The organism is Pseudomonas sp. 3MA1 (assembly GCF_029237275.1).
Lineage (GTDB): Bacteria > Pseudomonadota > Gammaproteobacteria > Pseudomonadales > Pseudomonadaceae > Aquipseudomonas > Aquipseudomonas fluorescens_AP.
Map to the genome: position 1 here is coordinate 451,520 of NZ_JAACFX010000002.1, position 13,040 is coordinate 464,559.

At 62.5% G+C, this 13,040-nt stretch carries 12 protein-coding genes; 11 read left to right on the forward strand and 1 reads right to left on the reverse strand.

The genetic code is table 11. From position 1 onward, the window contains the following. Nucleotides 1-8: 8 nt before the first annotated feature. A complete protein-coding gene (locus GWQ44_RS07225; protein WP_016967644.1) occupies nt 9-1,376 on the reverse strand; it encodes a CYTH domain-containing protein in 1,368 nt (455 codons plus the stop codon). A 159-nt stretch (nt 1,377-1,535) separates the two neighbouring features. On the opposite strand from GWQ44_RS07225, the gene argE reads away from it, so the two are divergent. The 11 genes from argE (at nt 1,536) to coaA (ending at nt 13,035) form a co-directional block, all read left to right on the forward strand. Then, nucleotides 1,536-2,690 carry an acetylornithine deacetylase gene (gene argE, locus GWQ44_RS07230; protein ID WP_047306551.1) on the forward strand — a complete coding sequence of 385 codons (1,155 nt, stop codon included), beginning with the start codon at nt 1,536-1,538 and terminating at the stop codon, nt 2,688-2,690. Nucleotides 2,691-2,831: 141 nt separating this feature from the next. Continuing rightward, the gene (argA, locus tag GWQ44_RS07235; RefSeq protein WP_275926952.1) at nt 2,832-4,130 is read left to right on the forward strand and encodes an amino-acid N-acetyltransferase; all 1,299 of its coding nucleotides are present in this window, start codon (nt 2,832-2,834) and stop codon (nt 4,128-4,130) included. 498 nt (nt 4,131-4,628) lie between these two features. Next, nucleotides 4,629-6,026: an OprD family porin gene (locus GWQ44_RS07240; RefSeq protein WP_092308556.1), complete on the forward strand. Its 1,398-nt coding sequence runs from the start codon at nt 4,629-4,631 to the stop codon at nt 6,024-6,026. A gap of 274 nt (nt 6,027-6,300) precedes the next feature. Next, nucleotides 6,301-6,939 carry a peroxiredoxin gene (locus GWQ44_RS07245; RefSeq protein ID WP_016967641.1) on the forward strand — a complete coding sequence of 213 codons (639 nt, stop codon included), beginning with the start codon at nt 6,301-6,303 and terminating at the stop codon, nt 6,937-6,939. Between the two features lie 311 nt (nt 6,940-7,250). Next, nucleotides 7,251-7,844 carry an NADPH-dependent FMN reductase gene (gene ssuE, locus GWQ44_RS07250; RefSeq protein ID WP_016967640.1) on the forward strand — a complete coding sequence of 198 codons (594 nt, stop codon included), beginning with the start codon at nt 7,251-7,253 and terminating at the stop codon, nt 7,842-7,844. 91 nt (nt 7,845-7,935) lie between these two features. Then, nucleotides 7,936-8,901, forward strand: coding sequence for an aliphatic sulfonate ABC transporter substrate-binding protein (locus GWQ44_RS07255; RefSeq protein WP_016967639.1), 966 nt, complete (start codon nt 7,936-7,938; stop codon nt 8,899-8,901). 24 nt (nt 8,902-8,925) lie between these two features. Then, nucleotides 8,926-10,074, forward strand: coding sequence for an FMNH2-dependent alkanesulfonate monooxygenase (gene ssuD / locus GWQ44_RS07260; RefSeq protein WP_103740766.1), 1,149 nt, complete (start codon nt 8,926-8,928; stop codon nt 10,072-10,074). A 9-nt stretch (nt 10,075-10,083) separates the two neighbouring features. Then, nucleotides 10,084-10,872, forward strand: a complete 789-nt coding sequence (gene ssuC / locus GWQ44_RS07265; protein WP_016967637.1) for an aliphatic sulfonate ABC transporter permease SsuC — start codon at nt 10,084-10,086, stop codon at nt 10,870-10,872. Next, the gene (gene ssuB / locus GWQ44_RS07270) at nt 10,869-11,675 is read left to right on the forward strand and encodes an aliphatic sulfonates ABC transporter ATP-binding protein (protein WP_275926953.1); all 807 of its coding nucleotides are present in this window, start codon (nt 10,869-10,871) and stop codon (nt 11,673-11,675) included. The genes ssuC and ssuB overlap by 4 nt, the downstream gene beginning before the upstream one ends. 109 nt (nt 11,676-11,784) lie before the next feature. Then, a complete protein-coding gene (locus tag GWQ44_RS07275) occupies nt 11,785-12,000 on the forward strand; it encodes a TOBE domain-containing protein (RefSeq protein ID WP_011064106.1) in 216 nt (71 codons plus the stop codon). A gap of 117 nt (nt 12,001-12,117) precedes the next feature. Continuing rightward, entirely contained in the window at nt 12,118-13,035 is a 918-nt protein-coding gene (gene coaA, locus GWQ44_RS07280; RefSeq protein ID WP_016967635.1) for a type I pantothenate kinase, read from the forward strand. Nucleotides 13,036-13,040: the final 5 nt, after the last annotated feature.

Below are 13,040 nucleotides of genomic sequence, written 5' to 3' on the forward strand. Positions count from 1 at the left end.
GTGATCGATTACAGGCGCAGCAGGGTCTTCCAGGCGCGGTTCTGGAACACCGCGATGGCTTGCTGCTTGCGCGCGTCGAGGGCTTCGTCGGTGATCGGTTCGTTGGCCAGTTGGGCCAGCTTGTTCAATTCACCGTAGAGGCGATCCAGCTCCGCAATCTCCAGCGCGGCGCGGGCGTGGTGCAGCCAGGCCTGGATGCGTTCGATCCGCGGCAGTTGCTCGGCCAGGTCCTCGGGCTGCTGCTGGTAGCGCGGCAGTTGCAGGGAGCTGGCCTCTTCGGCCAGCAGGCGTGGCAGCCAGCTGCCCAGTTGCGCCGCGCCCTGGCGGTTGCCACGGGTGTTGCGCTCGGCGGTCCAGGCCCGGGCCAGCAGCCAGCGCGAAGTGTTCAGGGAGAACAGGCCCCAGCGCACGTCCTGCAGCTCTTCCATGAATTGCTCCGGCGCGGCCTTGCGCACGTCTTCGTCATCCAGGCCGGCCTGCACCAGCGGGCGCCAGTCTTCCAGCAGGGCATCCAGGGCGCTGCGCAGTTCCGCGGTGGACTGACGCGGCGCGGCCTGGCCCAGGCTGCTGGCCAGGGCTCGCAATTCGGCGAGGTTGTCGACCCAGTCCTGCAGCAGGCGCCAGTGGCCGTTGAAACGATACTGTTCGGCCAGGCGCTGGCTGCTGCCCAGCAGATGCCAGGCCAGGGCGGCGAAAGCGTCGTCCAGCGGGGTTTCGGCGCTCAGCTGTGGCGCCGGCAGGCTCAGGGAGTAGCTGCCGGCATCGAACAGGCGATAGCCGCGCTCGGCCTTGCTGATGTCGCAGGGCATCAACGGCAGGGTGAGGGCCAGTTCCGCGGCCAGTTCCAGCAGCGCGGCCGGCTCGCCTTCGCGCAGTTCCAGCTCCAGCTCGCAGATTTCTTCCTTGTGCTTGCCGGCGATCACCTGACCCAGGTCCAGGGCGGCCTCGATCACCACCTTGGCCTTGCCCCGGCCCCAGGCGATTTCCGCGCGCTCGCGGACAAAGTCGGTGGTGAACAGCGGCTTGAGGGTCTTTTTGTCCAGCTCGGCGAGGGCTTCGGGCCAGCATTCGCCGTCGAGTTTCTTCAGGTCGAGCTTGGCCTTGGGCAGATGCCAGTCGTACTCGTTGCGTTCGGACAGGCCGGCGACGCTCTGGCCGCTGGTCTTGAGGGTCTGGATCACCGCGTCGCCGTCGCGGCGCAGGCGCAGGGCGACTTTGGCCCGGGCCAGGTCGCGCTCTGGGGTGTCGAAGTACTGGTTCATCAGCTCACGGCGTTCCCAGCCACTTTTGTTGCGTTTTTTCAGGAGCGGGTGCTCGCGCAGGGCGGCGAGGGTTTCGCGGCTGACGCGGAGTTTGATTTCGGTTTCTTTCTGCATGGCCGGAAAATCCAGGATCGGGAGTGCAGCCGGAGGAAGAGTTGGCTGCCAAGGCCGTGCAGTGTACAGGAGCGGGCGCGTGGAGGCGCCACGACGGTTCCTTCCTCTCGCCGGATGCCTCTATGATGCTGCTCATCTTGGAATTTCCGGAGCCAGCTCATGCCATTGCCGTCCTTGAAGGAGCAGTTCGCTGCACTGATCGCCGCGCCGTCGGTGAGCTGCACCCAGCCTGCGCTGGACCAGTCCAACCGAGCGGTGATCGACTTGCTGGCCGGCTGGCTCGGCGACCTCGGGTTTAGCTGCGATATCCAGTCGGTCAGCCCCGGCAAGTTCAACCTGCTGGCCAGCTACGGCAGTGGTCCTGGTGGGCTGGTGCTGGCCGGGCACAGCGACACCGTGCCATTTGACGCCGCGCTGTGGCAGACCGATCCGCTGAAGCTGACCGAGGTCGACGGTCGCTGGGTCGGTCTGGGCAGTTGCGACATGAAGGGCTTTTTCGCCCTGATCATCGAGGCGGTGCGGCCGTTGCTGGAGCAGCCGTTCAAGCAGCCGCTGCTGATCCTGGCCACTTGCGATGAAGAGAGCTCCATGGCCGGGGCGCGGGCCCTGGCGCAAGCCGGGCGGCCCCTGGGGCGCGCCGCGGTGATCGGCGAACCCACGGGTCTCAAGCCGATCCGCCTGCACAAGGGGGTCATGATGGAGCGCATCGATATTCTCGGGCGCAGCGGTCACTCCTCCGACCCGAGCCTGGGCCGCAGTGCCCTGGAAGCGATGCACGACGCCATCGGCGAGCTGCGCGGGCTTCGGCTGCTGTGGCAACGCGAATACCGCAATCCGCAGTTCAGCGTGCCGCAGCCGACCCTGAACTTCGGCTGCATCCATGGTGGCGACAACCCCAATCGCATCTGTGGCCAGTGTTCCCTGGAGTTCGACCTGCGCCCGTTGCCGGGCATGGACCCGCAGATGTTGCGCGAAGCCATTCGTCAGAAGCTGGTGCCGATCGCCCAGCGCCATGAAGTGCAGATCGACTATGCACCGCTGTTTCCCGCCGTGCCGCCGTTCGAGCAGCCCGAGGATGCCGAGCTGGTGCGGGTGGCGGAGCGGCTGACCGGGCATCGCGCCGAAGCAGTGGCGTTTGGCACCGAAGCGCCTTATCTTCAGCGCCTTGGCTGCGAGACGCTGGTGCTTGGTCCCGGGGATATCGCCTGTGCCCACCAGCCTGGGGAATACCTCGAAATGTCACGCTTGCAGCCTACCGTGCATCTATTACGAGAATTGATCGAACATTACTGCCTGACACCGGCCCCGATTTAAGTAAATTGCCGGCATTCCTGTCCGTACCCATTGAGGAGAGTAAGCGTGTTGCCAAGCCTGTTCCGACGATAACCATCAGCCCGCTGTGCGTTTTCCGTTTCGTCCTTTTATAGGCTGCTATTTATTTACAGGCTCAGGTTCATGCCCGAATACGTCAATTGGCTTCGCCACGCGTCTCCCTACATCAACGCTCACCGGGATTGCACCTTTGTGGTCATGCTCCCGGGCGACGGTGTTGAACACCCCAACTTCGGCAATATCGTTCACGACCTGGTGCTGCTGCACAGCCTGGGGGTGCGTCTGGTGCTGGTGCACGGTTCGCGCCCGCAGATCGAAGCGCGCCTGGCGGCTCGTGGCCTGACCCCGCATTACCATCACGGCCTGCGCATCACCGATGCGGCGACCCTGGAATGCGTGATCGACGCCGTCGGCCAGTTGCGCATCGCCATCGAGGCGCGCCTGTCCATGGACATGGCTTCCTCGCCGATGCAGGGCTCGCGCTTGCGGGTGGCCAGCGGCAACCTGGTGACGGCGCGTCCGATCGGCGTGCTGGAAGGCGTCGATTTCCACCATACCGGCGAAGTGCGCCGGGTCGACCGCAAGGGCATCAACCGCCTGCTGGATGAACGCTCCATCGTGCTGCTGTCGCCCCTGGGTTATTCGCCCACCGGCGAAACCTTCAACCTGGCCTGCGAGGACGTGGCGACCCGTGCCGCCATCGACCTGGGGGCCGACAAGCTGCTGCTGTTCGGTGCCGACCCTGGGCTGCTGGATGAAAACGGCAAGCTGGTGCGCGAGCTGCGTCCACAACAGGTGCCAGCCCACCTGCAGCGCCTGGGCGGCAATTATCAGGCCGAGCTTTTGGATGCCGCCGCCGAGGCTTGCCGTGGCGGGGTGGGGCGCAGCCATATCGTCAGCTATGCCGAAGATGGCGCGCTGTTGACCGAGCTGTTCACCCGCGATGGCGGTGGCACCCTGGTGGCCCAGGAGCAGTTCGAGCGGGTGCGCGAGGCGGCGATTGAAGACGTCGGCGGGTTGCTGGATCTGATCAGTCCGCTGGAAGAGCAAGGCATCCTGGTGCGGCGCTCCCGCGAGGTGCTGGAGCGCGAGATCGAACAGTTCAGCGTGGTCGAGCGCGAGGGCATGATCATTGCCTGCGCGGCCTTGTACCAGATTGCCGATTCCGATGCCGGTGAACTGGCCTGTCTGGCGGTGAACCCGGAATATCGCCATGGCAAACGTGGCGATGAACTGTTGGAAAGGATCGAAGCCCGGGCCCGGGCCCAGGGCCTGAAAACCTTGTTCGTTCTCACTACCCGCACCGCGCACTGGTTCCGTGAGCGGGGCTTTGTGCCCAGCAGCGTCGAGCGCCTGCCTTCGGCCAGGGCTTCGCTGTACAACTATCAGCGCAATTCGAAGATCTTCGAGAAGGCTCTCTGAGTCTTCCGCTCGTTCCGTAATCGGCAACGCCTCGGTCCCCGGATCGAGGCGTTGTGCTTTATGGACATGTCAGAAAAATTTCATTTCGATACAAAAACTGTAACAAATTGACGGGAGGATAGGCTCTTAGCCATGATTGCGTCGCTTTTTTGATCCTGTTTGACGTTTTGCGCCCAAAACGCATCGGATCATGGCCGCAAGAGTGGGAAAAATCTTTTCAGCAATAAGCTCGTGAGCGTCTACGCTGGGACGTTCAGCGTATTAGTGGCGAGCTTTATTCCTGAAAGGCATGAAAAAGAATTAAACAATTCTTTTTGGGTTTATGAGTAATTCATTACCCTGCAGGGACCAAATTACGGCGATTAGACCATGGTCGTAGACACAGATCGTTACGATTGACTTATCAGTCACGGTCTGGCGCTAATCGCGCATCTGTGGCACCCGGGCGTTCGATCCGGGGCCAGGAACCACAAGAATTAGAAACGAGAGGAGCGAAACATGAACAAGTCCACCTTGGCCCTGGCTGTGGCCGTAGGGGTTTTGGCGCAGCAGGCAGGCGCCGCCGGTTTCATCGAAGACAGCAAGGCCACCTTGGGGCTGCGTAACTTCTATATCAATACCGATAACCGTGACGGTGATACCAAAGCCGCCAAAGCCCAGAACAAGCAGGAAGAATGGGGCCAAGGCTTCATCTTCAACTTCACCTCTGGCTACACCGAAGGCACCGTAGGTTTCGGTCTGGACGCTATCGGCCTGCTGGGCGTGCGCCTGGATTCCGGTGGCGGCACCAACGGCGCAACCACCACATCTGCTGGCGGCACCATTTTCCCGACTCACTCCTCCAGCGGCAAAAACGCTCAAGCGGTGAACGACTACTCCAGCCTGGGCCTGACCGGCAAGGTCAAGGTTTCCCAGACCGAGCTGAAGATCGGCACCCTGCAGCCAAACAACCCGGTGATCAAGTACAACGACGGTCGTCTGTTGCCACAAACCTTCCAGGGTGGCCAGATCACTTCGAACGAGATCAAGGACCTGACCCTGACCGCAGGTCAGATCGAGCACGCCAAAGGGCGTAACTCGAGCAACAACGAAGGCCTGTCCATCGCCGGTGCCAACGCCAGCTCCAACTACGATGCCGGCAAGTTCAGCAACAAGTTCTACTACGCTGGTGCTGACTACAAGATCACCAAGGATCTGACCGCTTCGTACTACTACGGTGAGCTGAAAGACTTCTACTCGCAGAACTTCCTGGGCCTGGTACACAACTGGTCCATCGGTCCTGGCGTACTGAAAAGTGACCTGCGCTACTACCGCAGCCGCGACAACGGCTCCAACGGCGACACTGCTGCCTACTACACCACCGGCTACTACCCGGACAAAGGCCTGTCGGCAATCACCAAGGGCAAGGTCGACAACAACCTGTACAGCTACCTGGCCCTGTACTCGGTTGAAGGTCACACCTTCGGTGGCGGCTACCAGTACAGCAACGGTGACAGCGACTTCCCTTGGCTGAACCAGGGTGACGGCTCGTCCAACAGCACCATCACCGACATGCAGATCCAGAAGTTCGCCCGTGCCGGCGAGCGTACCTGGCAGGCTCGCTACGCCTATGACTTCGCTAAGGTTGGCGTGCCTGGCCTGACCGCCGGCATCATCTACCTGCGTGGCAACAACATCGACACCGCCGGTAAAGTCGGCGCTGCTCAGAAGCTCACCCTGGGCACCGGTGGCACCGAGTGGGAACGCGACCTGACCCTGTCCTACGTGGTGCCGCAAGGTCCGCTGAAGAACCTGGGTCTGACCTGGAAAAACGCCATGTGGCGTAACGACATTCCGGGCCAGCGCGACCAGGACGAAAACCGTCTGATCGTCAGCTACTCGATCCCGTTGAAGTAATTCGCGGTTGAAAGCCTCGCCCGGCGCAACGCCGGGCGAGGTATTGCTTCAAGTCAGGCCCACCCCCGTGAGCCCTTCCTGAATTCCCCTCTTTTTACAGCGACTCAAGGCCTTCTCGAACCTTGTTGAGAAGGGTGGTCTTCGCCTGCGCGCGCGTCCAGTGAAGAGATTTTTAATATTCCTTTCAGTTCTTAATAAATCGATATTTATTCTTTTTAAATAATTTTCAGCGCAGGCAGAGTAGCTCCATCACGCACTCACAGGAGCAACAGCCATGAGCCTCAGACTGGGCGATATCGCCCCCGACTTCGAACAGGATTCCAGTGCCGGCAAGATTCGTTTCCACGAGTGGCTGGGCGACAGCTGGGGCGTGCTGTTTTCTCATCCGGCGGACTTCACCCCGGTGTGCACCACCGAGCTGGGCTTTACCGCCAAGCTCAAGGACGAATTCGCCCAGCGCGGGGTGAAAGCCATTGCCCTGTCGGTGGACCCGGTGGACTCCCATCACAAGTGGATCGAGGACATCAACGAAACCCAGAACACCCGGGTCAACTTCCCGATCCTGGCGGACGCCGATCGCAAGGTGTCGGACCTCTATGACCTGATCCATCCCAACGCCAGCGATACCCTGACCGTGCGTTCGCTGTTCATCATCGACCCGAACAAGAAGATTCGCCTGACCATCACCTATCCGGCCAGCACCGGGCGCAACTTCCATGAAATTCTGCGGGTGATCGATTCGCTGCAACTGACCGACAACTATAAGGTGGCCACGCCGGCCAACTGGCAGGACGGTGATGAGGTGGTGATCGTGCCGTCGCTCAAGGACGAGGACGAGATCAAGCGACGTTTTCCCAAAGGCTATCGCGCAGTGAAGCCCTACCTGCGCCTGACTCCACAACCCAATCGCTGACCCACGAACCGCTGTAGGAGCCGGCTTGCCGGCGAAGGCGGCGGTGAGGCCGGTGCAAGTGTCGCAGACCCTTTCGCTGGCAAGCCCGCTCCTACGCAGAATGCAGGAGTCACAGAACCACAAAGCAGGGGTTTTAAGGCCGTTTCGACGGCCTATTTTTTTGCCTGGAAATCATCCTTTCTTATATTCATTAAAAGAATAAACAAATGAAAAAATAAGATTTATGGATATATAAATAGGCTGTTAAGGTCTGTGCAGTCCGGCGAGATCGCATCCCGCGAATCGCTTATCTTGTTCAAGGAATCCCCCGAATGCTGGTGGTCTCTCTCGGTGGCAGTCCCAGTCAGCGATCCCGTTCCGGGGTGCTGCTGGAGTTGGCCAAGCGCTGGTTACAGCAGCACGGCGTGGAAGTGGTCAGCTACCAGGTGCGGGACTTCCCGGCCGAGGATCTGCTCCACGCCCGCTTCGACAGTCCCAAGGTCATTGACCTGCTGCAACAGATCGAACAGGCCGACGGCTTGCTGATCGCCACGCCGGTGTACAAGGCGTCTTTTTCCGGGGCCCTGAAAACCCTGCTCGACCTGCTGCCGGAGCGTGCCCTGAGCCACAAGGTGGTATTGCCCATGGCCACCGGCGGCAGCATCGCCCACATGCTGGCGGTGGATTACGCGCTGAAGCCGGTGCTTTCGGCACTCAAGGCCCAGGAGATGCTCCAGGGCATCTTTGCCGAGGACAGCCAGATCGCCTACGGCGAAGGCAGTGTCCAGCCGCAGCTGGCCGAGGCTCTGGAGCTGCGTTTGAAAGAGGCTCTGGAGCAGTTTCACAGCGCCATGGCCCGTCGCCCCAAGCCGCTGGACCCGCATCTGTTGAATGAACGCCTGTTGAGTGCTCGCTGGAGCATTTGAGCCACACCCCTGATTTGAACTACTGACCTTACTCGCCCGCCAACGGGCAAGCAGGTGCAGCCACAACCCCCACAGCAAAAAGGAGAGCGCCATGCGCCCTGTCATTTTGCGTCGCGGTCTGGTCGCTCTGTTTGCTGCGGCTGTGTCCTTCGGCGCCATCGTTCAAGCTCAAGCCGACACCCTGCGTATCGGTTATCAGAAGTACGGCACCCTGGTGCTGCTCAAGGCCAAGGGCACCCTGGAAAAGCGCCTGGCGCAGCAAGGCGTGGACGTGAAGTGGACCGAGTTCCCGGGTGGTCCGCAGTTGCTGGAAGGGCTGAACGTCGGTTCCATCGACTTCGGCGTGACCGGCGAAACCCCGCCGGTGTTCGCCCAGGCCGCCGGTGCCGATCTGCTCTACGTGGCCTACGAACCACCGGCGCCCCATAGCGAGGCGATCCTGGTGCCCAAGGACTCGCCGATCAAGTCGGTGCAGGACCTCAAGGGCAAGAAAGTGGTGCTGAACAAGGGCTCCAACGTTCATTACCTGCTGGTCCGCGCCCTGGAAGACGCCGGCCTCAAGTACAGCGACATCCAGACCGTGTTCCTGCCCCCGGCCGATGCCCGCGCCGCGTTCGAGCGTGGCAGCGTCGACGCCTGGGTCATCTGGGACCCTTACCAGGCGGCGGCCGAGCAGCAACTGCAGGCGCGCACGCTGCGTGACGGCAGCGGCATCGTCGACAACCACCAGTTCTACCTGGCGACCAAACCCTACGCACAGCAGCACCCCGAGGTGATCAAGGCCCTGGTGGAAGAAGTGCGGGCGGTGGGCGAGTGGTCCAAGGCCAATCCGCAGGAGGTCACCGAACAGGTGGCGCCGCTGCTCGGCCTGTCCACGGATATCACCCTGACCTCGGTGAAGCGCCAGGGCTACGGCGCGGGCTTCCTGACTCCGGAGGTGATCGGGGCGCAGCAGAAAATCGCCGACAGCTTCTATCAGCTCAAGCTGATTCCCAAGCCGCTGAGCATCAAAGACGTGATCTGGACGCCCACTGCCGCCGTGGCCAAAGCGCCGTAATTCGACCCCTTAGGAGACAACTCCATGAGCCTCAACATCTTCTGGTTCCTGCCCACTCACGGCGACGGCCATTACCTTGGCACCGCCGAAGGCGCTCGCGCCGTGGATCATGCTTACCTGCAGCAGATTGCCCAGGCCGCCGACCGCCTGGGGTTTGGCGGCGTGCTGATCCCCACCGGACGCTCCTGCGAGGATTCCTGGCTGGTGGCGGCCTCGCTGATTCCGGTGACCCAGCGCCTGAAGTTTCTGGTCGCCCTGCGCCCCGGGATCATTTCCCCTACGGTGGCGGCGCGCCAGGCGGCAACCCTGGATCGGCTGTCCGGTGGCCGGGCGCTGTTCAACCTGGTGACCGGGGGCGACCCGGATGAACTGGCCGGTGATGGCCTGTTTCTCGATCACGAACAGCGTTACCAGGCTTCGGTGGAGTTCACCCGTATCTGGCGCCGGGTGCTGGAAGGCGAAACCGTGGACTATGACGGCCAGCACATCAGCGTGAAGGGTGCCAAGCTGCTCTATCCGCCGTTGCAGCAACCGCGCCCGCCGCTGTATTTCGGCGGCTCTTCGGAAGCTGCCCAGGACCTGGCCGCCGAGCAGGTGGACATGGTTCTGACCTGGGGCGAGCCGCCGGCCGCCGTGGCCGAGAAGATCCGGCAGGTGCGCGACAAGGCTGCCAAGCTCGGACGCAGCGTGCGCTTCGGCATCCGCCTGCACGTGATTGTGCGGGAAACCAACGCCGAAGCCTGGCAGGCCGCCGAACGCCTGATTTCCCATCTGGACGACGACACCATCGCCCGGGCCCAGGCATCCCTGGCACGCTTCGACTCGGTGGGCCAGCAGCGCATGGCGGCCTTGCATGGCGGGCGTCGCGACCGGCTGGAAGTCAGCCCCAACCTGTGGGCCGGCGTCGGTCTGGTGCGTGGCGGGGCCGGCACCGCCCTGGTGGGCGACGGCCCGACCGTGGCGGCGCGGATGAAAGAGTACGCGGACCTGGGCATCGACACCTTCATCTTCTCCGGTTATCCACACCTGGAAGAGTCCTATCGCGTGGCCGAGCTGCTGTTCCCGCACCTGGATATCGAACGGCCCAAGCTGCCTGAAGCCGCCGGTTACGTCAGTCCGTTCGGGGAGATGGTGGCCAACGACATCATTCCCAAAGCCGCGTCCCAGAGCTGAGGTGCGGCCATGAATGGACAACGCATAGTGCAGCGTCTGGCGCCCTGGGGCCTGCCCTTGCTGCTGCTCGCGGTGTGGCAGCTGTCGGTGTCGGCGGGCTGGCTGTCGACCCGCATCCTGCCGGCCCCCAGCGCGGTGATCGAAGCCGGGATCAGTCTGGTCCGCAGCGGCGATATCTGGACCCACCTGGCCATCAGTGGCTGGCGCGCGGGGCTTGGGTTTGTCATCGGCGGTGGTATCGGCCTGGCGCTGGGCTTCATCACCGGCCTGTCGAAGTGGGGCGAGCGGCTGCTGGACAGTTCGGTGCAGATGATCCGCAACGTGCCGCACCTGGCGCTGATCCCCCTGGTGATCCTGTGGTTCGGCATCGATGAGTCGGCGAAGATTTTCCTGGTGGCCCTGGGCACTCTGTTTCCCATCTACCTCAACACCTACCACGGCATCCGCAACGTCGATCCGGCGCTGGTGGAGATGGCGCGCAGTTATGGCCTGTCCGGCTTTGCCCTGTTTCGCCAGGTGATCCTGCCGGGGGCCTTGCCCTCGATCCTGGTGGGCGTGCGCTTTGCCCTGGGCTTCATGTGGCTGACCCTGATCGTCGCCGAAACCATCTCTGCCAGCTCCGGCATCGGCTACCTGGCGATGAACGCCCGGGAGTTCCTGCAGACCGACGTGGTGGTGCTGGCCATCGTCATGTACGCAGTGCTCGGCAAGCTGGCGGATCTGGCCGCGCGTGGCCTGGAGCGGGTCTGGCTGCGCTGGCATCCGGCCTACCAAGTGACCAAGGGCGGTGCCCAATGACGGCTCAACAACCTCCACGGCTGCTGCGGGGCATTCCCCTGGCCGTGCGCAAACTGCAAAAGACTTTCGGTTCGCGCCAGGTGCTGCGGGAAATCGACCTGCACATTCCCGCCGGCCAGTTCGTCGCGGTGGTGGGGCGCAGCGGTTGCGGCAAGAGCACCTTGCTGCGCCTGCTGGCCGGACTCGACCGGCCTTCGGCCGGGGAGTTGCTGGCGGGTTCCGCGCCCTTGAGTGCGGCCATCGAAGACACCCGGCTGATGTTCCAGGAAGCGCGTTTGCTGCCCTGGAAGAAAGTCATCGACAACGTCGGGCTCGGTCTGGCGGGCAACTGGCGGCCCCAGGCCCTGGAGGCCCTTGAGGCGGTGGGCCTGGCCGATCGCGCCAATGAGTGGCCGGCGGCGCTGTCCGGTGGCCAGAAGCAGCGTGTGGCGCTGGCCCGGGCCCTGATCCATCAACCGCGGCTGTTGCTGCTGGACGAACCGCTGGGGGCGCTGGATGCCCTGACCCGGATCGAGATGCAGCAGTTGATCGAACGCCTGTGGCAGCAGCACGGCTTTACCGTGTTGCTGGTGACCCACGATGTCAGCGAGGCGGTGGCGATTGCCGATCGGGTGATCCTGATCGAGGACGGCGAGGTGGGGCTGGACCTGCACGTCGAGCTGCCGCGTCCGCGGGTGCGGGGTTCCCATCGCCTGGCGGCCCTGGAAACCCAAGTTCTCAACCGTGTGCTGTCACTGCCCGGCTCGCCGCCGGAACCGGAACCCGTTTCACCCTTGCCCACGCAGTTGCGTTGGGCGCTTTAGAGCAGCGGCAAGTTTTCAGCTGCAAGCGGCAAGCAAGAGCGTCGCGCTTGTGCTTGCCGCTGAGCGCTTGAAGCTTGCAGCTCTGTTTTTCGACCCTAGGAGAAATACCATGACCATCAAAGCCATCAACGTGCGCAACCAGTTCAAGGGCACCATCAAGGAAATCGTCGAAGGCGACGTGCTCTCGGAAATCGACGTGCAGACCGCGTCCGGGATTGTCACTTCGGTGATCACCACCCGTTCGGTCAAGGAACTGGAACTGTCCATCGGCAGCGAAGTGATTGCCTTTGTGAAGTCCACCGAGGTGTCGATCGCCAAGCTGTGAGCGATGCCAGAGATCAGCCCCGAAGGGTGCGAGCCCTTCGGGGCTTTTTCATGGGCGCTGTAAATACCGGTCAGATTTGATACTTTCCCTGCTTTCGGCAAGACCTGAACAGTAAACATGACAACAGAGCAGGGTCCAAACGCAGGGTATCTGGAGTTCGATCGCGACCACTGGTCGGCGTTGCGGGCCGGAGAACCCATGAACCTGTCGCCGTCCGAGATGGACTCGCTGACCAGTCCGACCCAGCCCATGGCGTCCGAAGAGGTGCGGCAGATCCTGCTGCCGCTGTCGCGCCTGCTGCATTTGCATGCGGCCCAGGTGCAGTCGCTCAAGGTGCCCCAGGCCGGCTTCAAGGCCCCTTATGTGATCGGTGTGTCCGGCAGCGTGGCGGTGGGCAAAAGCAGTTTTGCCCGGGTCCTGGCGGCGCTCCTGGCCTATTGGCCGGGCAAGCCCAATGTGCACCTGGTGACCACGGATTCGTTTCTGTTCCCCCTGGCCACCCTGCAGGAAAAAAATATCCTGCACCGCAAGGGGTTTCCCGAGTCCTACGATGAACCGCTGTTCGTGGATTTTCTCCAGGCCGTGTGCCGCCGGGGCGAGGCGGCGCGGATTCCCATCTATTCCCATGTGCGCTACGACATCCTGGCCGATGAGGCGCAGTCGGTGGAGGCGCCGGACATCATCATCCTCGAAGGCCTGAATGTGCTGCAAGGGGAGCAGGGGCAAGGCTTGAATCCCTTGGACTTCATCGACTTCTCGATCTACGTCGACGCGTCCGAGGAGGCGATCAAGGCCTGGTATCTGGAGCGCTTTGTCTACTTGAAGAACACCGCTTTCCAAGCGGCAGATTCCTATTTCAACAAGTACAAGGGGCTTTCGGATCCCGAGGCGCTGTCGGTGGCGTCCGATACCTGGGATCGGGTCAACCTGAAGAACCTTGTCGAAAACATCCTGCCGACCCGGGAACGGGCCAACCTGATCATTCACAAATCAGCGGATCACAGCATCGACAGGCTGCTGCTGCGGCAAGCTTGAGCGCT